The organism is Pseudomonas sp. L7 (assembly GCF_046605565.1).
Taxonomy (GTDB): domain Bacteria; phylum Pseudomonadota; class Gammaproteobacteria; order Pseudomonadales; family Pseudomonadaceae; genus Aquipseudomonas; species Aquipseudomonas wayambapalatensis.
This window is the reverse complement of the sequence record NZ_CP176784.1, coordinates 3,125,910-3,148,717: the sequence shown is the minus strand read 5'-3', so window position 1 is coordinate 3,148,717 and position 22,808 is coordinate 3,125,910. Positions and strand designations below refer to the sequence as shown.

25 protein-coding genes and 1 pseudogene are annotated in these 22,808 nt (G+C 62.7%); 10 read left to right on the top strand and 16 right to left on the bottom strand.

Annotation, left to right across the window (positions count from 1 at the left end; all coding sequences use genetic code 11):
• Positions 1-56 precede the first annotated feature (56 nt).
• From ACK3BK_RS14200 to ACK3BK_RS14170, 7 genes are all read right to left on the bottom strand, one after another.
• On the bottom strand, positions 57-1,016 hold the full coding sequence (locus ACK3BK_RS14200; RefSeq protein WP_186707725.1) for a lysylphosphatidylglycerol synthase domain-containing protein: 960 nt from the start codon (positions 1,014-1,016) through the stop codon (positions 57-59).
• Positions 1,016-2,218, bottom strand: a complete 1,203-nt coding sequence (clsB, locus tag ACK3BK_RS14195; RefSeq protein WP_411382662.1) for a cardiolipin synthase ClsB — start codon at positions 2,216-2,218, stop codon at positions 1,016-1,018. Before clsB ends, ACK3BK_RS14200 begins: the two co-directional genes overlap by 1 nt.
• A complete protein-coding gene (locus tag ACK3BK_RS14190) occupies positions 2,215-2,988 on the bottom strand; it encodes an endonuclease/exonuclease/phosphatase family protein (RefSeq protein WP_411382661.1) in 774 nt (257 codons plus the stop codon). Before ACK3BK_RS14190 ends, clsB begins: the two co-directional genes overlap by 4 nt.
• On the bottom strand, positions 2,985-3,929 hold the full coding sequence (locus ACK3BK_RS14185) for a DUF72 domain-containing protein (protein ID WP_411382660.1): 945 nt from the start codon (positions 3,927-3,929) through the stop codon (positions 2,985-2,987). Before ACK3BK_RS14185 ends, ACK3BK_RS14190 begins: the two co-directional genes overlap by 4 nt.
• Positions 3,930-4,003: 74 nt before the next feature.
• On the bottom strand, positions 4,004-4,147 hold the full coding sequence (locus tag ACK3BK_RS14180; protein WP_288374971.1) for a hypothetical protein: 144 nt from the start codon (positions 4,145-4,147) through the stop codon (positions 4,004-4,006).
• Between the two features lie 223 nt (positions 4,148-4,370).
• On the bottom strand, positions 4,371-8,498 hold the full coding sequence (locus tag ACK3BK_RS14175; protein ID WP_411382659.1) for a CheR family methyltransferase: 4,128 nt from the start codon (positions 8,496-8,498) through the stop codon (positions 4,371-4,373).
• 76 nt (positions 8,499-8,574) lie between these two features.
• Entirely contained in the window at positions 8,575-8,802 is a 228-nt protein-coding gene (locus ACK3BK_RS14170) for a hypothetical protein (RefSeq protein ID WP_186664153.1), read from the bottom strand.
• 226 nt (positions 8,803-9,028) lie between these two features.
• On the opposite strand from ACK3BK_RS14170, the gene ACK3BK_RS14165 reads away from it, so the two are divergent.
• Genes ACK3BK_RS14165 through ACK3BK_RS14145 form a run of 5 tightly spaced genes read left to right on the top strand, consistent with a single transcriptional unit; the run spans position 9,029 to position 12,120 of the window.
• Complete coding sequence (locus ACK3BK_RS14165) at positions 9,029-9,565, top strand: chalcone isomerase family protein (protein WP_186664155.1); 537 nt, start codon at positions 9,029-9,031, stop codon at positions 9,563-9,565.
• Between the two features lie 2 nt (positions 9,566-9,567).
• Positions 9,568-10,104: a DUF3833 domain-containing protein gene (locus ACK3BK_RS14160; RefSeq protein ID WP_186664157.1), complete on the top strand. Its 537-nt coding sequence runs from the start codon at positions 9,568-9,570 to the stop codon at positions 10,102-10,104.
• On the top strand, positions 10,101-10,406 hold the full coding sequence (locus ACK3BK_RS14155) for a DUF6482 family protein (RefSeq protein ID WP_063544632.1): 306 nt from the start codon (positions 10,101-10,103) through the stop codon (positions 10,404-10,406). The genes ACK3BK_RS14160 and ACK3BK_RS14155 overlap by 4 nt, the downstream gene beginning before the upstream one ends.
• A gap of 8 nt (positions 10,407-10,414) precedes the next feature.
• Positions 10,415-11,941 carry a cryptochrome/photolyase family protein gene (locus ACK3BK_RS14150; protein WP_186664161.1) on the top strand — a complete coding sequence of 509 codons (1,527 nt, stop codon included), beginning with the start codon at positions 10,415-10,417 and terminating at the stop codon, positions 11,939-11,941.
• Positions 11,938-12,120 (top strand): DUF2256 domain-containing protein, encoded by a 183-nt coding sequence (locus tag ACK3BK_RS14145; RefSeq protein ID WP_186664163.1) that lies wholly within the window; start codon positions 11,938-11,940, stop codon positions 12,118-12,120. The genes ACK3BK_RS14150 and ACK3BK_RS14145 overlap by 4 nt, the downstream gene beginning before the upstream one ends.
• Here the strand turns inward: ACK3BK_RS14145 and ACK3BK_RS14140 are convergent.
• The 7 genes from ACK3BK_RS14140 to ACK3BK_RS14110 all read right to left on the bottom strand — a co-directional run bounded on the left by ACK3BK_RS14140 (position 12,058) and on the right by ACK3BK_RS14110 (position 17,561).
• On the bottom strand, positions 12,058-12,546 hold the full coding sequence (locus tag ACK3BK_RS14140; protein WP_411382658.1) for a DUF2878 domain-containing protein: 489 nt from the start codon (positions 12,544-12,546) through the stop codon (positions 12,058-12,060). The genes ACK3BK_RS14145 and ACK3BK_RS14140 overlap by 63 nt on opposite strands.
• Positions 12,546-13,808, bottom strand: coding sequence for an SAM-dependent methyltransferase (locus ACK3BK_RS14135; RefSeq protein ID WP_186664167.1), 1,263 nt, complete (start codon positions 13,806-13,808; stop codon positions 12,546-12,548). The genes ACK3BK_RS14140 and ACK3BK_RS14135 overlap by 1 nt, the downstream gene beginning before the upstream one ends.
• Positions 13,783-14,592, bottom strand: a complete 810-nt coding sequence (locus ACK3BK_RS14130) for a DUF1365 family protein (protein ID WP_186707710.1) — start codon at positions 14,590-14,592, stop codon at positions 13,783-13,785. Before ACK3BK_RS14130 ends, ACK3BK_RS14135 begins: the two co-directional genes overlap by 26 nt.
• Positions 14,589-15,836: an NAD(P)/FAD-dependent oxidoreductase gene (locus ACK3BK_RS14125; RefSeq protein WP_186720498.1), complete on the bottom strand. Its 1,248-nt coding sequence runs from the start codon at positions 15,834-15,836 to the stop codon at positions 14,589-14,591. The genes ACK3BK_RS14130 and ACK3BK_RS14125 overlap by 4 nt, the downstream gene beginning before the upstream one ends.
• A 3-nt stretch (positions 15,837-15,839) precedes the next feature.
• On the bottom strand, positions 15,840-16,595 hold the full coding sequence (locus ACK3BK_RS14120; protein ID WP_186664173.1) for an SDR family NAD(P)-dependent oxidoreductase: 756 nt from the start codon (positions 16,593-16,595) through the stop codon (positions 15,840-15,842).
• Positions 16,592-17,014, bottom strand: a complete 423-nt coding sequence (locus ACK3BK_RS14115; RefSeq protein ID WP_186707704.1) for a nuclear transport factor 2 family protein — start codon at positions 17,012-17,014, stop codon at positions 16,592-16,594. The genes ACK3BK_RS14120 and ACK3BK_RS14115 overlap by 4 nt, the downstream gene beginning before the upstream one ends.
• A 100-nt stretch (positions 17,015-17,114) precedes the next feature.
• Positions 17,115-17,561, bottom strand: coding sequence for a PAS domain-containing protein (locus ACK3BK_RS14110; protein WP_411382657.1), 447 nt, complete (start codon positions 17,559-17,561; stop codon positions 17,115-17,117).
• Positions 17,562-17,714: 153 nt separating this feature from the next.
• Between ACK3BK_RS14110 and ACK3BK_RS14105 the strand changes: the two genes are divergently transcribed.
• From ACK3BK_RS14105 to ACK3BK_RS14095, 3 genes are all read left to right on the top strand, one after another.
• On the top strand, positions 17,715-18,602 hold the full coding sequence (locus tag ACK3BK_RS14105; protein WP_186707700.1) for a MerR family transcriptional regulator: 888 nt from the start codon (positions 17,715-17,717) through the stop codon (positions 18,600-18,602).
• A gap of 118 nt (positions 18,603-18,720) precedes the next feature.
• Entirely contained in the window at positions 18,721-18,882 is a 162-nt protein-coding gene (locus ACK3BK_RS14100) for a hypothetical protein (protein WP_186707698.1), read from the top strand.
• 171 nt (positions 18,883-19,053) lie between these two features.
• Positions 19,054-19,578, top strand: a complete 525-nt coding sequence (locus ACK3BK_RS14095; RefSeq protein WP_186664180.1) for a hypothetical protein — start codon at positions 19,054-19,056, stop codon at positions 19,576-19,578.
• 134 nt (positions 19,579-19,712) lie between these two features.
• On the opposite strand, the pseudogene ACK3BK_RS14090 reads toward ACK3BK_RS14095, so the two are convergent.
• Positions 19,713-19,832 (bottom strand): annotated as a pseudogene (locus tag ACK3BK_RS14090) (DJ-1/PfpI family protein); the annotation flags it as partial.
• 308 nt (positions 19,833-20,140) lie between these two features.
• On the opposite strand from ACK3BK_RS14090, the gene ACK3BK_RS14085 reads away from it, so the two are divergent.
• Positions 20,141-20,383 carry a hypothetical protein gene (locus tag ACK3BK_RS14085; RefSeq protein WP_054894654.1) on the top strand — a complete coding sequence of 81 codons (243 nt, stop codon included), beginning with the start codon at positions 20,141-20,143 and terminating at the stop codon, positions 20,381-20,383.
• Positions 20,380-21,177, top strand: a complete 798-nt coding sequence (xth, locus tag ACK3BK_RS14080) for an exodeoxyribonuclease III (RefSeq protein WP_186720490.1) — start codon at positions 20,380-20,382, stop codon at positions 21,175-21,177. The genes ACK3BK_RS14085 and xth overlap by 4 nt, the downstream gene beginning before the upstream one ends.
• A 28-nt stretch (positions 21,178-21,205) precedes the next feature.
• Here the strand turns inward: xth and ACK3BK_RS14075 are convergent, their stop codons facing one another.
• Entirely contained in the window at positions 21,206-21,697 is a 492-nt protein-coding gene (locus ACK3BK_RS14075) for a DUF1543 domain-containing protein (RefSeq protein WP_063544656.1), read from the bottom strand.
• Positions 21,698-22,808: the final 1,111 nt, after the last annotated feature.

Here is a 22,808-nt window from a genome sequence, read left to right as displayed (position 1 = left end):
TCAATGGGGCGGCCAGGCACCGTGGCTGCGTTCGCAATCGCTCCGCGCCTGGCCCATCAGCGCTTGTCGAGGGCTGGCCCGGCCTGTCGGCGCAAGGCCTTGGCGCGTTTTTCGAGGATCAGGTAGGTGACCACCGCCAACAGCAGCGGGATCAGGTAGTACAACGTTCGATAGCCCAGCAGTGCGGCCACCAGCGTGCCCTGGCCGAGCTGGCCGTGAAGCAGGGCGAGGAACACGGCCTCCAGCACGCCGAGCCCGGCGGGTATATGGGCGACCACGCCCGCCACGCAACTGATCAGCAACACACCCAGCACCGAGGGATAGAACAGCTCCGGTGGCAGCAGCAGATGGATCAACGCCGCCATCAGCGCCCAGTTGCTTGCGCCCAGGGCCACTTGGCACAACGCCAGGCGCAGGCTCGGCAGGGTGACTTCATGCCCGCGCAGGTCCCACGTGCGCCGCTTGGCGAAGGCGCAGGCGAACAGATAGGCCAACGCGACCACGATCATCAGGACGCCGATCAGGCGCAGGCCGCCAGCGCCTACCGTCCAGCTCTGCGGCAGCTTGACCAAGCCCAAGGCGAATACGATGCCGGCCAACAGCAGGTAGCCCATCCAGTTGGTCAGCAGCCCCAGGGTGAGGATGCGGGTGATGGTCGGGGTGTCCAGGCCCAGCCTGCCGTACAGGCGGTAACGCAGGGCCACGCCACCGACCCAGGTGGTGAAATTGAGGTTGAATGCATAGCAGACGAATGCTACCGGCAGCACCTGCCGGGCCGGCAGGCGGTGTCCGGTATAGGCGCGGGCGAGCAGGTCGTAGCTGGCGAACACCAGGTAGCTGCACAGAGCCAGCAGCAACCCCAGCACCAGGGTCGAGGGCCGGTAGGCCCGTAGCGACTGGCTGACTTCGTTCCAGTCCAGGTTGCGCGCCAGGGTGAACAGCAGTACCGGGATCAACACCAGGAACAGCACGGTCAGCAGGCGTTTGCCCCAGGTCTTCCAGCGTGCCGTGGCCATCAGGTCTTGCCCTCTTGGTAGTCGGCCGGAGCCTCGCTTTCGCTTTGCAGCGACTGCAGGCGTTGCCGGTGTGCCGGAAACCAGCCAGCGATGCGCGGGAAATAGCGGGTGATGTGGAAGCCCAGGAAGACCAACGGGGCGCGCCACCAGTAGCCACGCACCATGCGCTCCAGCGTCACGGCCTTGCACTGCTCGCGGGTCAGTGCGCTCAAGTGCTGGTAGAGCAGATCGTTGAACGCACGGTCGCGGATCAGCAGGTTGGCTTCGAGGTTGAACGACAGGCTCAGCGGGTCGAGGTTGCTCGACCCCACCGTGGACCAGTCGTCGTCCACCAACGCCACCTTGCCGTGCAGCGGGCGCTGGCAGTATTCGTGGATGCGCACATCGTCGCGCAACAGGTAGTTGTAGAGCAGCCGGGAGAGTGTGCGGACCCAGCGCATGTCTGGCTGCCCCTGGAGGATCAGGGTTACCTCGACCCCGCGCCGAGCGGCGTTGCGCAGCTCGCGCAGCAGGCGGTAGCCGGGGAAGAAGTAGGCGTTGGCCACGACGATACGCTGCCTGGCTTCACGGAAGGCCTGCAGGTAGCAGACTTCGATATCGTTGCGATGGCGCCGGTTGTCGCGTTCCACCAGCACGGCACTGGCCGGGCCTGCAGCGATACCGTTCGGTTGGATTCGACTGGCGGCGTCCAGCACGGGGGCGAGCAATCGGCAAGAGGACGCGTGAAGCTGGCCCACCACGGGGCCGACGACCTCCACGGCATAGTCCTGCTTGGCCTGCGGGCCGAAATCGCCAAGGTGATCGGCGCTGTAATTGAGACCGCCGATGAACGCGCGCTGTCCGTCGATCACCAGGATCTTGCGGTGCAGGCGACGGAACAGGTTGGTGCGCATGCCGGCCAGCCGTGGTTGCGGATCGAACGAATGGAAACGGACCCCGGCCGCGGTCATCGAGGCGATGAATTCGTCGGGCAGGTCGGCGGTGCCGTAACCGTCCACGGCCACCTCGACCCTTACCCCACGCCGTGCGGCGTCGATCAGGGCCTGGCGCAAGGGCTGGCCGACCTTGTCGTCGTAGATGATGAAGGTTTCCAGGAGAATCTCCTCGCGAGCCTGGGCTATGGCCTCGAACACGCGTGGATAGTACTGCTCGCCGTTGATCAGCAACTGGATGTGGTTGCCGTCGCTCCAGGACAGCTTCATAGCGTCACCTGCGCTACCAGCGGGGCGTGGTCGGAGAGGTGCGTCCACGGGTATCTGGACAGCACCCGGGCTCCGCAGGCCTGTGCGTTGCGAAGGTAGATGCGATCCAGGCGCAGCAGCGGCAGGCGGGCGGGAAAGCTGCGCGCCGGCTTGCCGAAGGCTTCGACCAGATGCCTCGAGAGGCGCACATCTGCTTTCAGACGCCAGTCGTTGAAGTCGCCAGCGACGATGACCGGCTCGCCCGACGGCAGGCTGTCGAGCAACGCCAGCAGCAGGCCGACTTGCCGCTGGCGGTGCTCTTCGCGCAGACCCAGGTGCACGCAGATCGCGTGCACCTGCTCATGGCCGGGCACTTCGAGCTGGCAATGCAGCAGGCCGCGTTCTTCGTTGCCGTGGATCGTGACGTCAAGGTTGTCGTGGGCGCGGATCGGAAACTTGGACAGCAGGGCGTTGCCATGGTCGCCATGGGGATAGATCGCGTTGCGTCCGTAGGCGAACTGCGGCCACATGCTGTCGGCGAGGAATTCGTACTGAGGTGCCGTCGGCCAGGTCGGGTGGCGCTCGGCATGCTGCTGATGGCTGCCGTGTACCTCCTGCAGGAACACCAGGTCGGCCCCGGTAGCGCGTACCGCCTCACGCAGCTCCGGCAGGATGAAACGGCGGTTGAACAGGGTGAAACCCTTGTGCACGTTGAGGGTGAGCACCGTCAGGCGGTGCACGGCAGTCACCTTGTCGATGATGCAGCGGGGGGCGGGCAAAGTTCCGTTCATAGCGGCTCCTGCGGATCGACGCCGGGCTCTGTCACCAATTCGCCGTCAAGGCCGAGCTTGCCAAGCAGGCGACGGGCATCGTACGGGGCATGCACTTTCTGGTCATTGTCGAAGTAGCAGTACACGTCACGGGAAGCGCGCTTTGCCGGGGCGCGGCGTACGACGCGCTGGGCATCCTCCGGCGGGCCGCCCGCAGCCCAGGCCTGGATACGCATACGCCAGCGGCGCAGCGCGCTGGCGGTATAGCCGCTGCTGTAGAGCTCGACATCGCCATGCAGGCGCAGGTACATGAAATCGGCCGTGACTTCCTCGACATAGGGCCATTTGCCCGCGCTGTCGGCGACCACTAGGGCGACCTTGTGTTTGCGCAGCAGGTCGATGAAGGTATCGCAGAGGAAACTGGGGTGGCGGATTTCCACGGCGTGGCGCAGGCGTGAGTTGCCCTTGACGGCCGCCCCACCGTTGCCTTGCAGGCGCTCGGCGGCCTGGCGGGCAAGGCGGCGGGCGGCAGAGCGGTCATGCGGGAGCTTGGCCAGAAAGTCGCTGAAGCGCTGCACGTCGAATTTCAGGTTAGGGGGAAACTGCCAGAGGAAAGGCCCAAGTTTGTCACCCAGCAGCAGCGGGCCCGACGCGAAGAAGTTGGCCAGCGCTTCGTCGATCTCGCGAAGCCTGCGCACATGGGTGATATAGCGTGGGGCCTTGACCGAGAACACGAAATCCTCTGGCGTCTCGTCACGCCAGCGGTCGTAGCGTTCCGGAGTCTGCAGCGCGTAGAACGAGCCATTGATCTCGATGCTGTTGACCGCCCGCGAGGCAAACGCCAGCTCGTCGTCCTGGCGCAGCCCTTTGGGGTAGAAGTCCTTGCGCCATGGGCCATAGCGCCAACCGGAAATACCAATGCGGATCTCGCTCACCACAGCCCCCTGTATTGATGTACTCATCAGTAGCGACCCGTGGCGGATCGAGAGGGTTCAGCAGGATTGACGAGTGGCGCTACCTGGAAAGCGCCGGGCCTTCAGCCGTCGGATTGCTCTTCTGGGGCGACCTGGCCTTCCGGCCATTCGGGTGCCTCTTGTTGGGGATCGGGCGCAGGTATCTTCTCGCCGGGATCGTGTGGGACTTCATCGACATAAGGATCTGGATGATTGGGGTCGCTCATGGTCGGTCTCCTGGGCAGGTAGGTCAGTCGCTTTTATCAACCATGAGGGTGTACCTCTGGTCGAACACAGGAACGCCTGTGTTCAGTTGTGACCAGGGCGCGAGTCATCGCACTGCAAAGATTCTCGGATTTCCAGACCAGTTGCCTGAAGGACCGCCGGACAAACATTTAGCGGGTGAACAACAGCAGTGCAGGGAGTGGCCTTCAGCGGTGCTGAGCCCGTTCAATAGGGCACCGACCCGCACAGTGTCTCTATGGCCTTGACCAGGTCGTCATAGCCCACCGGTTTGTTCAGGTGGCGGTCGAAGCCCGACTGGCGTGAGCGGTACTGGTCGGCGCTGGCGCCGTAGCCGGTCAGGGCAATGGCCGGTGTGTAGCGCAGGTGTTCCAGGCCCCGTAGCGCCTTGATCAGGGCATGACCGTCCATTACCGGCATGCCGATATCGGACAGGATGATCTCGTAGCGTCCGTCGGCGGCGGCCTCGAGCGCTGCTTGCGGGTCGCTGTAGGCCTCGACGTTCGCACCTTCCATCTCCAGCAACTGCTGCATGACCTCGAGGATTTCCTTCGAGTCGTCTACCAGCAGCACCTTGATACCATCCAGGCGTCCGTCGCTGGCCTGCTCGGGAGCATCTGGCGTGGCCTGGCGCTCGGGCGCGCACAACGGCAGGGAGACGGTGAAGGTGGTGCCGCAACCAAGCCCCGCAGAATACGCCGCGACCGTCCCGCCATGGGCCTCGACCAACTGGCGCACCAGCGACAGGCCGATACCCAGCCCTTCGCGGCTGTTGCCGGACAACTGCGGTGCGGCCTGGGTGAACAGGTCGAAAACGCTCTCGATGCTATCCTCGGTCAGCCCCACGCCCTGGTCGATCACCTCTAGCTGGGCCTGGCTGTCTCGCTTGGCGAGCACCACGCGAATCTCGGTGCCTGCGGGGCTGAACTTCAAGGCGTTGTTCAGGAGGTTCCAGATGATCTGCTCGAGCCGCGTGCCATCGGCCTCGACGTGAACGGGCGCGCCATCGGCCGGCAACACCAGGCGCACGGTGCAAGTATGCTGCTCGTTGAGCACCACCGCATGGATCCCCTGCAGCACTGCGCACAGGTCGATCACCTCGGTCTTGAGCTTGAGCTTGCCGGTGCGGATGCGGGCGACATCGAGCAGGTCGTCGATGATTCGTGCCTGACTGGATACCGCATCACAGATGATCCCGACCGCCTTGCTGGCGGCACTGGCGGACTTCACCGAGGGCGAGCGCCGCAGGATCTCGGCGTTGAGCTGGATCAGGTTCAGCGGGTGCTTGAGTTCGTGGGACATGACGGCGAAGAACTCGTCCTTCATGTGGCTGCTGCTCTGCGACTCGGCCAGTTGCTTGCTCTGTTCGTCGTGCAGGCGCTTGTGGCCGGTGAGGTCGCGGGCGATCTTCACGTAGCCGCGCAGGCTGCTGCCCTTGAGGCGGGACACTTCGCCGCTGCAGTAGAAGCGGCTGCCATCCTTGCGCACGTGCCAGCGCTCGTCCTGGCCGCGGCCATGGAGGCGGGCGCTGCGCAGCTCGCGCTCTGGCACACCGCTGGCCTGGTCCTGCTCGGTGAAGATCAGTTGGTAGTGGTGGCCGAGGACTTCGTCCTTGCCATAGCCGAAGATCAGCGCGGCACCGGTATTCCAGTCAGTGATCAGGCCTTGTTCATCAAGCAGGATGATGGCGAAGTCATGGGTGCTTTCCGCTACCAGGCGCATGCGTTCCTCGCCCTGGCGCAAGCGTTCCTCCGCGGCGCGGCTCTGGCTGATGTCGATGAAGGTCAGTACGGTGCCATCGACATTGCGCTCGCTGGCCCGGTAGGGCAGCAAGCGGGCCAGGTACCAGTGCTGGTTGTGGCCGACCACCTCGCGTTCGATAGTGGTCTCGCGCTCGACCACCGCACGGGCGTCGTCGGCCAGGCCAGGGTAGTCGAGACGATGGGTGATATCGAGTAGCGAGCGCCCGGTGTCCACCGGCAGCATGCTGAAGATGTCCGCGGCGCGGGGCGTGAACCAGCGGATGCACAGGTTGCGGTCGACGAAGACCGTGGCGATGTCGGTCGAGGCGATCAGGTTGCTGAGGTAGTCGTTGACCTTGTCGGTCTCCTCGACCTTGGTCTTGAGCTCGTAGTTGACCGTCAGCAATTCTTCGTTGATCGACTGCAGCTCTTCCTTGCTGGTTTCCAGTTCCTCGCTGGCCGAACGCAGCTCCTCGTTGATCGCTTGCATTTCCTCGTTGGAGGCAGTCAGCTCCTGGCTGGAAAACTCCGATTGCTCAATGGTCTCCTGCAGTTGCAGCCGCGTGCGATGCAGTTCGCGCTCCAGGTTGCTCAACACCATGCCTTCGGTCTGCTCGACGGCGGCGCTGGTACTGGCGCTGCTGTCGACTTCGATCGCCTGGAACACCACCAGCAGGCAGTCGGTGCCACTGGGGTCGTCCTGGTGCGGCTGCACCAGGATTTGCACGGCCGTGGGATGTTCGTCGAGGCTGACCGAGACACTGCGCGAGGTCACCGCCTGGCCGCTGCCTTGCGCCTGCAGCAAGGTACTGCGCAAGGCCGGTCGCAACGGCGCGATGATCAGGCTGAGCAGGTTGTGGCTGAGCTCGCCACCGGCGTGGTGCAGGAAGCGCCCGACACCTTCACTCATGTGCAGGATATTGCCCTCGGTATCGATCACCAGGCTGGGCGGCGTGCAGCGGGCGAGGGCGCGGTGATGGATCTCGGCGTAGGACAAGCGGCGACTGCTGCGTGCGCGGGCCGGTGGTGCGAGCGCAGGCTCCGGGGCCTGCAGGCGCGGCGGATGGCTGGTGGTCTGCACTTCCCGGGCGCGGAAGATGCGGTTGCGTTTGTCCACGGCGACGAACAGGTCGGCCGCAAGGTCCGTCGACTCGGAGCTGCCAAGGAACAGATGGCCGCCTGGACGCAGGGCGAAATGGAACAGGCGCAGGATATCGCGCTGCACCTCGCGGTCCAGGTAGATCAGCAGGTTGCGGCAGACGATCAGGTCGAGCTGGGAGAATGGCGGATCGGACAGCAGGTTGTGACGGGCGAACAGGACCTTTTCCCTGATTTCCTTGCGCACCCGCAAGTGCTGGTCCTCCTTGATGAAGAACTGGCGCAGGCGTGCCGCCGACACGTCGGTGGCGATGGCGTCCGGATACCGGCCGGCGCGACCGATGTTGATGGCGCGTTCGTCGAGGTCGGTGGCGAATACCTGTACTTGGGCGCTGCGCTGTTCCACCGCCAACTGCTCGGTCACCAGCATCGCCAGGCTATAGGCCTCCTCGCCGGTGGAGCAGCCTGCTGACCAGAGGCGTACCTCGTGCGCGGACTCTTCACTGGCATCCTTGTTGACCAGGCCCGGCATCACATGGCGCTGCAACGCCTCGAACGCCTCGCGATCGCGGAAGAAGTTGGTCACTCCGATCAGCATGTCGGCCAGCAGTGCCCGCGACTCCTCCGGGTGGTGCTGCAGGAAGTCGAGATAGCCGGCCAGCTCTGTCTGGCCGGTGACATGCAGGCGGCGTTCCAGGCGGCGCAGTACGGTGGCGCGCTTGTAGTGGCTGAAGTCGTGTCCGGTCTCGCCTTGCAGCGTCAGCAGGATCTCATCCAGCAGCGGGTCGCTCGCCGCCGGATCACCCTCGCGCTCTCCCAATGGCGGCGGCAGGCTGTCGTCTTCGATTTCCGGCAGTTTCACCTGCCGCGCCGTGCGCCACAACTCGACCAGGCGCGCAGGCATTTCAGCTACTGGCAGCAGCAGGTCAACCATGCCGGTGGCCAGCGCCGCACGGGGCATGTCGGGGTACTCGGCATCATCGGGTGCCTGCACCAGGGTCACGCCACCTTGTTCCTTGATGCGCGACAGGCCTACGGCGCCGTCGCTGCCGGTTCCCGAGAGCACCACGCAGAATGCATGGTCCTTGTGCACGTCGGCCAGGTCGCGAAAGAACAGGTCGATGGCCACATGATCGCCGCGGCCGCGCTTGGTTGGGCTGACCCGCAGGTAGCCGTCGTTGGTCGACAGGCGATTGGCTGGCGAGATCACGTAGACATGGTTGCGTTCGATCGGCACCGGCTCGCTGACCTGGCGTACCGGCATGCGGGTGACCGCCTGGATGATCCGGTCAGCCTGGCTCTGGTGATGGGGGGAGAGGTGCAGGACGACAACGAACGCCATGCCGGAGTCGTCCGGGGCGTGCCGGAAGAACCGGCGGATCGCTTCCAGGCCGCCGGCCGAGGCGCCGATGCCGACCACGGGGAAACCCAGATGGCTGGGGCTGAGCGCCGGATTGTGCGGCGAGGCGAGGGACGGTTTGCTGGACGACTTCATGGCATCAGCCTTGTTCGGACCTGGAAATGGCCTGGGGCGAATCGCCGGGCACTGGGCGCAGATTATAGGCTGGCGCTCACTTTGGCGATGAGCGGTTGCCCTCAAGGAGGGCCAGATGCTCGATGGCCTCCTGATAACGCTCGGCTGCCTTGCGCCGCAGCTCCTGGTAATGGCCGAAGTCGAAGGCGTCGAGCCCGACGCCTTCGAGTAGGGCAAAGGCTGCGCGGTCGAGTTCATAGGCGCTGGCGAACAGCCGGCGATTCTGCTCCAGAGCGAGCTGTTGGCAGGCGCGGGTCATGGGCATGGAAGCTCCGGTAGCCGAGGTGGTATTCAGACCTATGACTACCGCGCAGGCAAATAAGTGCGAACGTTTTGACCGGATAGCTCGACGGGCAGCTCTTTTCGATTTCGGCTGCGACCAACGACTGTGCCCGTGGCTTGGAGGCGAATGGCAAAAAACTGTACATGCCAATAAAATATCTGTACATCATGCTATCTTTGTACAGTATTGGGCCGCGCTTGAGGTCAATATGGTTCACCGTGCTCGTTGGACGTGCCTTTGCCTGCTGATCGTTGCGTTTTCGGCGACGGCGGACTGGCGCTCGCAGTTGCCCGGTGCGCAGCGGTTGGGTGCGGGTGAGTTCACTTGGTTCGGCCTGCGTCTTTACACCGCCCAGCTATGGACGCTGGCGCCGGCGCTGGACTGGAACCAGCCGTTCGCCCTCGAGCTTCTCTATCACCGGTCGTTGTCCAAGGACACGCTGGTACAGGCCAGCCTCGAGGAAATGCATCGTCTCAACGCTGGCGGCATTGCGCCGCAGCAACGCCCGGCTTGGACCCAGGCGCTTGAAGCGGCATTCGTGGACGTGCGCCCCGGGATGCGAATTACAGGCTTGTACCTGCCGGGGCAGGGTTGCCGCTTTTACGTCGACGGTGAATTGAGCCGCGAAATCACTGACCCGGCCTTTGCCCGGGCGTTCTTTGCCATCTGGCTCGATCCACGTGCCAGGGATCCACAACTGCGTCAGCGCCTGCTCGGGCTGGCTGGCAGTGAACGAGGACGCTGAATATGTACAAAGCACTGTTGCTGGCGTTGTGTCTGCTTCTGGGCAGCTGTGGCAATGTCGGGGTTGAACGCTATGCCCAGGAGCAGCCCAAGCTCGACCTGGTGGCGTTCTTCTCGCGGCCGGTACAGGCCTGGGGGATGTTCCAGAAGCGCTCCGGTGAGGTAATCAAGCGCTTTCATGTGCGCATCGATAGCCGTCGTGAAGGTGAGCATCTGATCCTCGAAGAACATTTTCTGTACAGCGATGGCACCCGTCAGGAACGCACCTGGCGGTTGGTGCCCGACGGCCCTGGCCGCTGGCGCGGAACGGCGGGGGACGTCATTGGCGAGGCGAGGGGGGAAGTGGCGGGTAACGCGTTGCGCTGGCGTTATCAGCTTGACCTGCCTGTCGATGGGCGTAACTGGCAAGTGGACCTGGACGACTGGATGTACCTGATGGATGACGACACCCTGATCAATCGCTCGAGTATGAGCAAGCTGGGCGTGGAAATCGGCCAGATCACCCTGTTCTTCCGCCGCCTCCCGGAGAGTACGCCGTGAACCTGGTCACGCTGTTTCAATGGGTCTCGACCGGCGAAGCGAAGGCGCTGGAACTGCTGTCGCTGGAAGGCGGCTTCTACCTCCTGCGTGCCTTGACCGACGCTGGCCCTGTGACTCTCAACGATGCCCATGGGCAGCCCCTGCGCGTGCGCTCCACCACCGAGCTACGCCAGTTGCTGACGGGCCTGCCAGCCGTGCCCTGCACGCTGGTGCAGCACGTGGTACATGATGAGATGTGCGGGCAACGTGACGGCCCCATCGAACCACTGCGCGTCCCGATAACGCTCGCCAGCCAGTGGTAGGCGAAACGATGCGCCTGGGCCTGGTGCTGGGTGACCAGCTGTCGTTCGACCTGGCGAGCCTGAGCGCTCTCGATCCTGCCCGTGACGCTATCTTGATGGCGGAGGTGGAGGGTGAGGCCCGGTACGTGCCGCACCATCCACTGAAGATCGTTCTGATTTTCAGCGCCATGCGGCACTTCGCTCGGTGCCTGCGCGAGCGGGGTTGGCAAGTGCACTATGTCGAGCTCGATGCTGCAGGCAACAGCGGCAGCATCGTTGGCGAGTTGTGTCGCTGGCAACAGGCCTTGGGCGCCACGCAGATCCACCTGACCGAGTGCGGCGAGTGGCGTCTGGAGCAGGCATTGCGTGATGCCGGGTTGCCGCTGGTGTGGCACCGTGACCGGCGTTTTCTGTGCTCGCGCGAAGCCTTTGGGCGCTGGGCCGCTGAGCGGCGCCAACTGCGCATGGAGCACTTCTACCGTGGCATGCGCAAGCGCACCGGCCTGCTGATGGAGCTCGATGGCAGCCCGGCAGGTGGAGCCTGGAATTTCGATGCCGACAATCGCAAGCCGTTGCCACGTCAGCTACGTGGCCCATTCGCTGCGCATTTTGCGCAGGACGAGATCACAGCAGCGGTGCAGGCGCTGGTAGGTCAGCGCTTCAGCGACCACTACGGGGCCACCGACGGCTTCGACTATCCAGTAACCCATGCCCAGGCCCAGCAGCTCTGGCAACACTTTCTAGAGTTTGGCCTGGCGGCTTTCGGGGACTACCAGGATGCGATGGCCGAGGGCGAGCCGTATCTGTTTCATGCACGTATCAGTGCAGCGCTCAACATCGGGCTTCTGGATGTGCGTAGCCTGTGTGAAGACGTCGACAGGGCGTGGCGCGAGCGGCGAGTGCCGCTCAATGCAGCCGAAGGCTTCATCCGCCAACTGATAGGCTGGCGCGAGTATGTGCGCGGGATCTATTGGCTGCGCATGCCGGAGTACGCCGGGCTCAATCACCTGGGCAACGAGCGGGCGTTGCCGGAATTCTACTGGACCGGGCAAACCCGTATGCGCTGCATGGCGCAAGCCATCGGGCAGACCTTGCGGCTGGGTTACGCGCACCACATCCAGCGGCTGATGGTGACCGGAAACTTCGCCTTGCTGGCCGGTATCGTGCCGACGGCGATTTGTGAGTGGTATCTGGCGGTCTACATGGACGCTTTCGACTGGGTCGAGCTGCCCAACACGCTTGGCATGGTGATGCATGCCGACGGTGGCTACCTTGGGTCCAAGCCCTACTGTGCGAGTGGTCGTTACATCCAGCGCATGTCCGACCATTGCGCGTCTTGCAGTTACCGGGTTGGCCAGGTAACCGAGGAGGATGCTTGCCCGTTCAATGCCCTGTACTGGCATTTTCTCATTCGCCATCGCACCGTGCTTTCGGCTAACCCGCGGCTGGCGCTGGCCTATCGTGGGCTCGATGGCATGTCGGCCAGCCGTCGCGATGCCGTATGGCAACGCGGCCAGTCATTGTTGGCGCGACTGGATGCCGGGCAGCCGATATGAAAAAGAGCCTGTTGCCCAGCAAGATCTGTGTGGTCTGTGGCCTGCCGTTCAACTGGCGCAAGCGCTGGGCGCGCTGCTGGGAACAGGTGCGCTATTGCTCTGAGCGATGCCGCAGGTCAGCGCCACGCCGCCAGGCGCAAGAGCAGGGGCAAGGTGAAGGCCCAGATGGGCGCCAGTAGCAGGCCGGTCTCCAGCGTGCCCAAGGGCAATCCCACCCCGGCCAGCCTGGCGCCCGCCAAGTAAGCCAGTGGGCCGCTGATTGCGCCCAGCAGTGCACCGAGCCGCCAGTCCCTGGCGATCCATGCCAGGCTGTGGCGCATGCCGCTGGCCAGCACCAGCCACAGCAGCGCGAGCCACAGTGGCAGCGGCCAGGCATCGAACGCGAATACCCCCAGCGCTCCCAGCACCGTATCAAGCAGGCAGCCGGCCAAGGTAACGCGCCACAGCGCCTTGAACTCGCCGCTGACGTCTCGGCTCAGGCGCAGGTGCACGCCCAGGCCGAGGATCACCAGCAGCAAGAACCAGGGCCGTTCTGCACCCAGTACGCAGGCCCACCAGCCGACCTGCAACCAAAGGGCATTGGCGACCAGCCTGCCGCCGTGCATCAGGCATGGCCTGGCAAGGGCGCACGACGTGCCTGGGGCGCGGCCAACAGCAGGTGGGCAACGCCGATGGCGCGCTCCTCGAAGCCGCCTTGGCAGTAGCACAAGTAGAATTCCCACAGGCGCTGGAACATGTCGTCGTAGCCCAGGTCGGCCAGCGCCGTGCGTGCCTGACGCAGGTTTTCCCGCCAATGCTGCAGGGTGAGGGCGTAGTCCTGGCCGAAATCCTCCATATGTACAAGGTTCAGCGCAGTGTGCCGGCTGGCAGTGTCGAGCATCACGCTCAGCGAAGGCAGGGCGCCTCCGGGGAAAATGTAGCGCTGGATGAAGTCCACCGAGCGCCGTGCCTGGTCGTAGCGTTGGTCGCGAATGGTGATGGCCTGCAGCAGCATCAGGCCATCGGGCTTGAGCAGCGCGGCGCACTGGCGGAAGTACACCGGCAGATAACGATGGCCGACCGCTTCGATCATCTCGATCGATACCAGTTTGTCGAAACGGCCTTCCAGGTCGCGGTAGTCCTCGCGAAGTACCGTTATGCGCTGCTCCAGGCCCAGCGCCCGAACGCGGTCCAGGGTATGGCTGTACTGCGCTTCGGAGAGGGTGGTGGTGGTAACCCTGCAGCCGTATCGGGTGGCGGCGTGAATCGCCAGGGAGCCCCAACCGCAGCCAATTTCCAGCAGGTGATCGTCAGGGCATAGCTCAAGTTTCTGGCAGATGCGCTCCAGCTTGTTCACCTGAGCGTGTTCCAGTGTCTGCCCGGGATGCTCGAACTGGGCTGCCGAATACATCATGGTGGGGTCCAGCAGCCGCTCGAACAGGGCGTTGCCGAGGTCGTAGTGCGCCAGAATGTTGCGTCGGGCACCGCGCCTGCTATTGCGGTTGAGCCGGTGCAGCAGCCGCAGGGCAGGGCGGCCGAGGCGCGCCAGGCCGCCCTCGAGCGCGTCGAGCACTTCAAGGTTGGCGACGAACAGGCGCGTCACCCGCGCAAGGTCCGGGCTGCGCCAATAGCCGTGGATGTAGGCTTCGCCAGCGCCGATCGAGCCATTGCCGGCGATCAGGCTCCAGGTGGCGTCATCGAGCACCTCCACCTCGGCCTGCAACGGGCTCTCGGTATCGCCAAAACTCCACTGCTGGCCGTGGCACAGCAGGCGCAAGTGACCGTGGCGCAGCTTGCCCATTTGGGCGAGCACGGCGCTTCGTGCCAGACCGCCGAGCAACGGCGCAAGGCCGGCGAACTTGCTAACGCTCAGGGTGTGATTCGACATCATTCGTGTCCTCGCAGGAGTGGCCGAGCGCCAAGTGATTCTGGCGGGCAGTGTGGTCATGGATGGGGGTGCGTTTGAACAGCAGGCGCAGTGCTTGCCAGTAGATAGCCGAGAGGGTGCGCAGGCTCATCCACGGGAAGGCCAGGATGTATCGATGCAGACCGGCGCGGTCCAAAGGCTGGCGCTGCAAGGCGAGGTCTGCCTTGAACACCGTGCGCTCGTGTTGCCGGTTCTCCATATGGATACGTATATGTTGCGCATCCAGGGAGAAGCGAAAGCGATAGTCCATGTCCAGTGGCATGAACGGCGACACGTGGAAGGCCTTCGCCACCGTGAAGGGTGTGCCGAGGTTGTCGTGCACCGGCAGCACGTAGTGGAAGCGTTCACGCCAGGGGGTGTTTCGTACTTCCAGCAGGATCGCCACCAGGTTCGCGTCGCGGTCATGGCAGAAATAGAAACTCACCGGGTTGAACGACAGCCCCCAGCAGCGCAGTTGCGTGAGCAGGTGGACCGGGCCTTCGGGCATATGCCCCGTGGCCTGGCGGACGATCAAGCGCGCGGCCTGTGCCAGCGTCTGTCCCTGCTGGGTCAGCGCTGGCAGGTAGTCGGTCTGGCGAAAGCTGAGCGGTGCCAGGCGCCAGCGCCCTAGCCAGCGTGACAGGCTCATCAGCCAGGTTTGCTCGTCCAGATCCAGGTAGAACATGCCTGTTCGATAGCGGAACGCGTGGGCGCGCGGCGTCAAGCGACGGTGGCTGATCCAGCCCAGGCAGAGGCTGCTGTTCACAGTTGCACCCCGAAATGCGCGGCCACCTTCAGCGCACTGACCACACCGTCCTCGTGAAAACCATTTCCCCAGTAGGCACCACAGAAGTAGCTGTGCTGCTGGCCTTGCAGCTCTGACTGCCGAGCCTGCGCCGCGGACGCGGCGAGGCTGTACTGCGGATGGGCGTACTGAAAGCGGGCAATCACCTGCGCAGGGTCTATCAATGCGGTCTGGTTGAGGCTCACGCAGAAGGTGGTCGGTGCCTGGATACCTTGCAGGATGTTCATGTTGTAGGTCAGCGCGGCGGGAGCCTGCTGTGGGCCTCCCAGGCGGTAGTTCCAGCTCGCCCAGGCGCGCTTGCGGCGCGGCAGCAGGCGGGTGTCGGTGTGCAGTACGACATCGTTGCTGGCGTAGCCGATGGCCCCGAGCACGGCACGTTCCTGTGTGCTGGGGCTTTCCAGCATGGCCAGGGCCTGGTCGCTATGGCAGGCGAACACCACGGTGTCGAAGCGTTCGGTGCCGGCTGCGCTCACGACGGTCACGCCACCTTCGTCGCGGCTGACCCGGTGAACCTTGCAGTCCAGGCGGATGCTGTCAGCGAAGGGGCGGCACAGTGGTGCGATGTAGCTGCTCGAACCACCTTTGATGACCCGCCACTGTGGACGGTGGTTGACCGACAGCAAGCCGTGGTTGCGACAGAAACGGACGAAGAACTCGAGGGGGAAGTGGAGCATGTCGGCGCGGGACATCGACCAGATGGCCGATCCCATCGGCACGATATAGTGGTCGATGAAGCGCTGCCCATAGCCCTGCGCCTGAAGGTAGCTACCCAGCGTGGTGTTGGCATCGATACGCTGGCTGTCCAGGTCGGTCAGTGCCTGGCGGTTGAAGCGCAGAATATCCCGCAGCATTCCCCAGAAGCCTGGGGAGATCAGGTTGCGGCGTTGTGCGAACAGTGTGTTCAGGTCGTGGCCGTTGTACTCAAGGCCTGTGGCCGGGTCATGCACGGAAAAACTCATTTCGGTGGGCTGTGAGGTGACCTTGAGCTGGTCGAGCAGCCGAATGAAGTTGGGGTAGGTCCAGTCGTTGAACACGATGAAGCCGGTGTCTATTGCATGGCGCTGGCCCTTCCAGACCACATCGAGGGTGTGTGTGTGGCCACCGATCCAGCGCTCGGCTTCGAAAACCGTGACCTGGTGGTTGCGCGACAGCAGATGGGCGCAGGTCAGCCCGGCGATGCCGCTGCCGATGATTGCTATACGCATGAATCAACCTTCCTGTTCATGACGGGCGAGGCGCTGCCCCAGGGCCAGACGCAGACGCGCCGGTAGCGCACCGAGCAGGCGCAATACACAGGTGAAAAGACCGGGGAAGTTGATTTCCACGGGGCGGTGGGGCAAGCGCCTGGCGATGTGTCGGGCGGCGCGCTGCGCACTCCACAGCTGCGGCATGGGGAAGTCGTTGCGGCGTGTCAAAGGTGTGTCGACAAAGCCAGGGCTGACCAAGGTGACTGCGATACCCTCGCGGGCCAGGTCGATCCGCTGTGATTCCATCAAATAGCGCACCGCAGCCTTGGAGGCGCCATAGGCACCGGCGCGGGGCAAGGCCAGCCAGGTCACCGAGCTGCCCATCACCACCAGGTGAGGGCGCTGGCCCTTGCGAAGCAGGGGCAGTGCCGATGCCATGCAGTAGGCGACACTGAGCAGGTTGGTGCGCATCACGCGCTCGACCAGCGCCGGATCGAACTGCCCCGGCTCCAGGTATTCGCAGGTGCCGGCATTGAGAATGACCATGTCCAGGCCTCCCCAGGCCTGTTCGATCTGTGCGGTGATCGCGGCGATATCCTCTGGGTCGTCAAGATCGCCGATGGCCAGCAGTACCTGCCCAGGAAACTGTTCGGCCAGGGGTGCAAGGCGATTGGCCTGGCGTGCGCCCAGGGCCACTTGATGGCCTTGCTCCAGCAGGATGCGAGCGAGCTCGGCACCGATACCGCTGCTAGCGCCGGTCAACCAGCAGCGGCTCATGCCAGCCTGCCTTTGAGCCAGCGGATTGCGCCGCCCATGATCGGAAGGTGTTCGTAGATGAGGGCGCCGGCGTCGAAATAGTCCTGGTGAAAATGCACACGGTCGCGCCAGTGCAGGCAACTGCACCCTTGCAGCGTGATCTGCCGACCCCCGGCCAGGCGTGGGTGGCGGAACTGCAGGGTCCAGCGCAAGTAGCCCTGACCGGGGCTTACCTCGTCGGCGCTGATGAAGGCATAGCGGATATCGCTGGCGTTGGCGTACAACTGCTCGAAGTAGGCTCGCAGTGCCTGCAGGCCCTGTATGTGGTGCAGAGGGTCGCGAAAAGTAATGTCCTCGCTGTACAGGTTTTCCAGCCTGTCGAGGTTAGCCCCATCGAGACTGGCGAAGCGCTCGGCGAATTGCTGTAGGTATGCAGACATGCTGGGCTCCAGGTAATCCTGTACAAAATATATTTGTTGTACAGGTATAGCTGAAGCCCAAGGATTAATCTATACAGATTGAGGGTTGTGTATTGATTTTTTAGCGCTCGTCCTGCCCGAGCTGACGGCGCAGCAGGGCCAGTTCAGCCTCCAGCTCGCGCACCTTTTCCTCGGCGCAAACCTGTGCTGTCACATCGCGCTGGATGCCGATGTAGTACGTCAGCTGGTCTGCCTCGTTGTACACGGGGGTGATGGACAGCTCGTTCCAGAACAGGCTTCCGTCCTTGCGATAGTTGCGCAGTACCTGACGGCAGGGGCTGCCATCGCGGATCGCAGCGCGGATGCTAGCGAGGCCTTCCTGGTCATGATTCTCGCCCTGCAGGAAACGGCAATCCTGATAGAGGATGTCGTCGGCGGCATAGCCGGTCAGTCGCTCGAAGGCGGGGTTGACGTAGATGAGGATGCTGTCGTTGCCCTCCTGCTCGGCAACGACGATGCCATCGTTCGAATGCTCGACCATCAGTTGAAGGAGTTTCGCGGGGATCATAGGGCCCACCTACAGGCGTTTTATATGCGAGATGCGCAGATTGCTTCTATGTGGAAGACCTCGGCGCCGTTGGTTGCATGATGGACCATGGAGGCTCGCCGCAGAAAGTCCATATGAGTTTAGAATGCTCGATCTACCGGATATTCTCTGATTATGACTGACACCACCCCACCCGATTTGCTAGCCATGCGCGATGTGGTCAGCTTGACCGGCATCAATCCGGTCACGTTGCGCGCCTGGGAGCGGCGCCATGGGTTGATACGCCCGCAGCGCACCGAGGGCGGCCATCGCTTGTACACCGCCCGGGATGTGCAACGCATACGCGACATCCTGCGCTGGACTGCCAACGGCCTGCCTATCAGCAAGGTCGGCGACAGGCTCGCCGGCCGGCCTGAGGCACCAGTGCAGCAGCCCTCGGCCTTCGACGAATGGCGAGACGCTGTGGTGCGTGCATCCGAGGCATTCGATGCACAGGCGTTGGAGGGGATTCATGGCCAGTTGTTCACTCTGTTTCCCAAGACCTCCGTGCTGCGTGAAGTGCTGATGCCGGTTTGGTATGAGTTGGCGTCAGGAGCGGCTCCAGGCCAGCGTAGCCAATGGCTGTTTCTCGATACGTTCCTGCGTGCCCGCTTGCTTGCGCGCCTGCACTTGAATCAGATCCCCGCACCGCGGGTGCTGCTGGCAAGCACCGAGGGGCAGGCCGAATTCGAGGTGCTGTGCGCTGGGCTGATGTTGAGCAGCGAGCAACAGCGCATCGACGTACTGGGCTGCGGGCAGTCGTTGGAAGACTTGCCGTTATTGTGTACGGCCATGCAGCCCGCGGCGCTGGTGATAAAAGTCCAGGCGCCGGTAAGCACCGCCTTGGCCAGGCGCTTGCGGACCTTGCAGATGGACATTGCCTGCCCGCTGGCCTTGGTTGGCGAGCGGTTGGCTGATTCGCTGCACGCGTTGAGTGGAATCCCGTTGTGCCTGCTGGACGAGGGAGGCGTTGATGCTGCGCGCAGGCTGAGCGCGTTGCACCGTGGCGCGCTTGACCTTTGACCCAAACGCCTGATCCTGATCTGGATGTTGGCGCGTTAAGCCGGCCTAGGCTCCAAACATGGAACTTTGCCCCACGGATTGGCTTCCCTTGTTCAAAGGCCAAGCTGAGGAGAGCAGCATGAAGAAAGAGACCCAGACTAAAAAGCCGGGGGCGCAGACCGGGACTCAGGGGGAGGAGGAGCGAGACAACGACGCCCATCGTCCGGACGGATCTACCGGTACATCACATGACTCGACGGCGCAAAAAACGGCCCGTGATCATGGTCAGCACAAACGCTGAAACTGCCACCCGAAAGGGTTGAGGCTCGCCACGTTTGCGAGCCTCTGGGGCGGAGCAGGGAAATCGCAGGTGAGTCGTCAATTGCATGGAATTCTCGGTCCCATCGCCTGTTCTACCGGACTCAGCTCCTGGCTCATCTCGTAGCTCGGACCCCACTTTCCGGAGCAGCGAATGCCTCGAATCATTACCCCAGCGACCCCTGAACACGAGATCAGCGAGCACAACGCCAGGATGTTCGGCTCTCCCAAGGAGCGTCTTGACTTCTACCGTCGCGAGATCCAGTACGAAACCAGCATCCTGGCCAATCGCACGGATGCCTACCTGGCGGCGCAATCGTTCCTGGTCATCGCGTTCGTCTCTTCCATGGGCAACCTCAATCAAGGGTGGGGCGAAATGTTCACCCTGATCGTGCCGGCGTTCCTCGCCTTGCTCGGGGTATTGAGCTCGCTCAACGCCTGGCCTGGCATACGGGCTGCGTACAACATCATCGATCACTGGCAGCTCAAGCAAAGCCACCTGCTGCGCAGCGAGCCGTTGATGGGGCTGGCGTACGACGAGTCGCCGCTGTTCTGCGAGGCAGAGACCTCGCGTGCAGGGCATCGAAAATCGCTGCTGTTTTCGCTTCGCACGCCGTGGATCTTTCTGGTTTTCTGGATGCTGCTGGGAAGCTACTCGGTCTACATCCAACTGGCCTGAACGCATCGATCCTGGAGGTTCGAGTATCCAGAGCCTGCCGCTGGCTGAACGGGCGAGATGCGCCGCAGCATCAAGCTCAGCACCTTCAGTCTTTGGATAGTCTGCATTCGGCCAGCGCCAGCGGTCAGGAGACGCTAGCCAGCAAGGGCCTTGATCAATAGTTCGTTGAATGCGGGTATATGGTCAGGCTTACGGCTGGTGATCAGGTTGCCGTCCACCACGACCTCTTCATCGACCCAACGGCCACCTGCATTTCACTGGTGAGAAGTTCCAATGCCATGCGTCAGCGGCCTGCTAGGGTCTGTATGAAAAGCCTTGAGACGAAGGTCAGGCAAGGCGAAAACAGCCGAGGAACGGCCGGGGTCGCGCTCGACTTTACGGGTTGTAAATGAGCATTCCGAGGCTGTTTTCAACGCAGCATCACCGAGTATCAAGGTTTTTCATACAGAGCCTAGGCAGACCAATGGACAATAAATAGACGGGCTGTGCGGGTAGACAACTGCGGTTGAACATTGCGCGCAGCTCAGGCTCTCACAAGCAGAGGTATAACGAGGCCGTCATCATGAGCATCGAACGCAGCATTCCCGAACTTGAAGCCTGGTACGCACAGTACGACGACGTCAGTTACCGGCGCGAGTCGCCGGATGCCTACCACCATGAACTGGTTCGCACCGCCGAGGCGCTGCGTGACGATGGTGCCATCGACTGGGATGACTGGCTGGCGCTGAAGGCGTTGGCCGATCAGGCCCATGTCCGGGCACTGGAAGACGCCGTCCAGGCCCACGTGAACGACCCTGACGCATGAAAGCGCTGAAGATTGCCACTTTCAATATCAATGGCATCCGCAGCCGCCTGCCCGCGTTGTTGGCCTGGCTGGCGCGGGAGCAACCGGACATCGTCTGCCTGCAGGAATTGAAGGCGGCCGATCAACAGTTTCCTCGCGAGGCGCTTGAAGCGGCGGGTTATGGCTGCCTTTACCAAGGGCAACCCTCTTGGAACGGCGTTGCAATCCTGGCGCGCGATAGCGAACCGCTGGAGGTCCGTCGTGGGCTGCCCGGCATGGAGGACGACGAGCAGAGCCGCTATCTCGAAGCTGCGGTGCATGGCGTGCTGGTGGGTTGTCTGTATCTGCCCAATGGCAACCCGCAACCCGGCCCGAAGTTCGAGTACAAATTGCGCTGGTTCGAGTGCCTGATCAAGCATGCCCAGGCACTGCATGGCAGCAGCCATCCCACGGTGCTGGCGGGCGATTTCAATGTCGTGCCGACTGATCTGGATATCTACAACCCACGCTCGTGGCTCAAGGACGCGCTGCTGCAACCTGAGTCACGGGCGTGCTTCGAACAGTTGCTGGCGCAGGGCTGGGTCGATGCTGTTCGCCACCTGTACCCAGAGCAGCGCATCTACACGTTCTGGGATTATTTTCGCAATCACTGGGCGCGCAATGCCGGACTGCGGATCGACCACTTGCTGCTCAATCCCGACCTCGCCCCCTTTCTGAAGCGGGCGGGTGTGGATGCCTGGGTACGCAACGAGGCCAAGGCCAGCGATCATGCGCCAGTCTGGATCGAACTGGGCAGGCGCCGCCAGCAACGTTAGCGGTCAGCGTTTCGGTCGACGCCGTCGCTCAGATGACGATGTAGTCGCTGCGCTGCAACGTGCCTCGATGTTCGCCCTCGACCAGGTGCACGTAGCGACCGTCGACCAGGTCCACCGGCAGGCAGTCGTCGACATCCACCACTGTGTCGGTATGCGGCTTCAGCCAACCGGCTGCCATGCGTCGCTTGCCAATCTGCTTGGCGGCGGCCTTGTCGGTAGCCGTTACCAGCAAGTAGCGGTGATCCTCGCCAAACACGCCAGGTGCGTAGCCTCCCAGGTTCAGCAAGAACAAGCGCATGGCGCCGGGCGGTGGTGCGGCGTGGCCGAGCTCGACGCGATAGCCATCCACACCATGGACTTCCAGCCAGGAATCGATGTGCAAGCCTTTAGGGCTACCGAACCAGGCGCTGCGCAGCTGCGGGTAGGTCTGGTCGAGCGTGTCGGCGTGGGCGAAGACCACGTCGTGGACTTCGATGCTGGCCCGAGGATGTCTTCCTCCGAGCATGACAACGTAGAGCATGGGTGAGCCTGTGGTGAGGGGCAGGGGGCATATGGTGGCACAGCGCGTGGTTGAGTGCTCGGCGGCGTGTCGGCATTGTGTCGCTGCTCATGCGCATGAGGGTTTGTCTGATAGTTAAATAGGCTTTTTCTTAGTTTTTAGGAATCCTCCGATATTTTCGCCCGGGTATTTACTGGAAGATAGCGCTCGTGTTCAGGGGGTGGGTGCTTCTGGGCTCTTTAAGTGTGCACTGAGCGTGTGACGAAGCTTATTGAAATGCCAAGGACTTGCGTCAGCTCGGAAGGGCTCGCTCTTTGAAGAAAGCGCCTGATGGATGCGGGTGCTGGGTGCATTAATGCCCAGGGATGGGCATTTTCTTTATGAAAGCCTTTAATTTCGCCCACCTGTACACAGTCATTGTTCGAGTTGCTCGCGCGACTTGAAGGTATCTCGATGCATTCGTTTTTTCGGTCGCTGAAGTGCAGGTAGTTCATCCGGGCGCTGATATTGCATTTTGAACTTCCAGGCGATTTTTCGTCACTGGATTGGATGCCTATGCGCGAAGAGCGACTCCCTATCACAAGCAGGTCGAGGTGATGGCCTCGATTAATTATTGGATTGAAGGGGTTGGCGGTTGGTCATGAAGTCGAAAATGAATATCAAGTTTGCACCGGGCAGGCAGCGGTGGATGGGTGGTGTGCTGGTCTCGTGTGTGTTGGGAATGGGAGGCTCGCCAGTAGCATGGGCTGTGCAAGTTACCGATGTGAAGGGGCCGGCGCCAACCGCTGCGGATGATGCACGTCTTGATGCCAATATCAAGGCACTGACCGAGAAATGGGAAAAGATTAACGCAGATATTCGCAAGGTCCTTCCGCTGCCTGGCAGTGAGCCTGGTGCTTTTACAGCTATGGTCGGCTCATTAGATAAAGGCGATGGCACGTTCGTTACGACGCGCGATCTGTTCGAACGTCGCGTACAAGACGCGAATAAGGTGGCCGACTATTTCGGAGTTGAGAGCTTGGCTGACCCTGTTGAGAAGGAAATCAAGAGGTTCACCGCCGGTTTTAAGAGGTTAGCTGACGGTTTTGAGGACCTCCATGAAAAGACCAATGCTAATAACAAGTTAATTGCC

Excerpts from the sequence above, each read along its gene's own strand:
- ACK3BK_RS14200 (WP_186707725.1), bottom strand. The coding sequence starts at position 1,016 with ATGGCCACGGCACGCTGGAAGACCTGGGGCAAACGCCTGCTGACCGTG.
- clsB (WP_411382662.1), bottom strand. The coding sequence starts at position 2,218 with ATGAAGCTGTCCTGGAGCGACGGCAACCACATCCAGTTGCTGATCAAC.
- ACK3BK_RS14190 (WP_411382661.1), bottom strand. The coding sequence starts at position 2,988 with ATGAACGGAACTTTGCCCGCCCCCCGCTGCATCATCGACAAGGTGACT.
- ACK3BK_RS14185 (WP_411382660.1), bottom strand. The coding sequence starts at position 3,929 with ATGAGTACATCAATACAGGGGGCTGTGGTGAGCGAGATCCGCATTGGT.
- ACK3BK_RS14180 (WP_288374971.1), bottom strand. The coding sequence starts at position 4,147 with ATGAGCGACCCCAATCATCCAGATCCTTATGTCGATGAAGTCCCACAC.
- ACK3BK_RS14175 (WP_411382659.1), bottom strand. The coding sequence starts at position 8,498 with ATGAAGTCGTCCAGCAAACCGTCCCTCGCCTCGCCGCACAATCCGGCG.
- ACK3BK_RS14170 (WP_186664153.1), bottom strand. The coding sequence starts at position 8,802 with ATGCCCATGACCCGCGCCTGCCAACAGCTCGCTCTGGAGCAGAATCGC.
- ACK3BK_RS14165 (WP_186664155.1), top strand. The coding sequence starts at position 9,029 with ATGGTTCACCGTGCTCGTTGGACGTGCCTTTGCCTGCTGATCGTTGCG.
- ACK3BK_RS14160 (WP_186664157.1), top strand. The coding sequence starts at position 9,568 with ATGTACAAAGCACTGTTGCTGGCGTTGTGTCTGCTTCTGGGCAGCTGT.
- ACK3BK_RS14150 (WP_186664161.1), top strand. The coding sequence starts at position 10,415 with ATGCGCCTGGGCCTGGTGCTGGGTGACCAGCTGTCGTTCGACCTGGCG.
- ACK3BK_RS14145 (WP_186664163.1), top strand. The coding sequence starts at position 11,938 with ATGAAAAAGAGCCTGTTGCCCAGCAAGATCTGTGTGGTCTGTGGCCTG.
- ACK3BK_RS14140 (WP_411382658.1), bottom strand. The coding sequence starts at position 12,546 with ATGCACGGCGGCAGGCTGGTCGCCAATGCCCTTTGGTTGCAGGTCGGC.
- ACK3BK_RS14135 (WP_186664167.1), bottom strand. The coding sequence starts at position 13,808 with ATGTCGAATCACACCCTGAGCGTTAGCAAGTTCGCCGGCCTTGCGCCG.
- ACK3BK_RS14125 (WP_186720498.1), bottom strand. The coding sequence starts at position 15,836 with ATGCGTATAGCAATCATCGGCAGCGGCATCGCCGGGCTGACCTGCGCC.
- ACK3BK_RS14120 (WP_186664173.1), bottom strand. The coding sequence starts at position 16,595 with ATGAGCCGCTGCTGGTTGACCGGCGCTAGCAGCGGTATCGGTGCCGAG.
- ACK3BK_RS14115 (WP_186707704.1), bottom strand. The coding sequence starts at position 17,014 with ATGTCTGCATACCTACAGCAATTCGCCGAGCGCTTCGCCAGTCTCGAT.
- ACK3BK_RS14110 (WP_411382657.1), bottom strand. The coding sequence starts at position 17,561 with ATGATCCCCGCGAAACTCCTTCAACTGATGGTCGAGCATTCGAACGAT.
- ACK3BK_RS14105 (WP_186707700.1), top strand. The coding sequence starts at position 17,715 with ATGACTGACACCACCCCACCCGATTTGCTAGCCATGCGCGATGTGGTC.
- ACK3BK_RS14100 (WP_186707698.1), top strand. The coding sequence starts at position 18,721 with ATGAAGAAAGAGACCCAGACTAAAAAGCCGGGGGCGCAGACCGGGACT.
- ACK3BK_RS14095 (WP_186664180.1), top strand. The coding sequence starts at position 19,054 with ATGCCTCGAATCATTACCCCAGCGACCCCTGAACACGAGATCAGCGAG.
- ACK3BK_RS14085 (WP_054894654.1), top strand. The coding sequence starts at position 20,141 with ATGAGCATCGAACGCAGCATTCCCGAACTTGAAGCCTGGTACGCACAG.
- xth (WP_186720490.1), top strand. The coding sequence starts at position 20,380 with ATGAAAGCGCTGAAGATTGCCACTTTCAATATCAATGGCATCCGCAGC.
- ACK3BK_RS14075 (WP_063544656.1), bottom strand. The coding sequence starts at position 21,697 with ATGCTCTACGTTGTCATGCTCGGAGGAAGACATCCTCGGGCCAGCATC.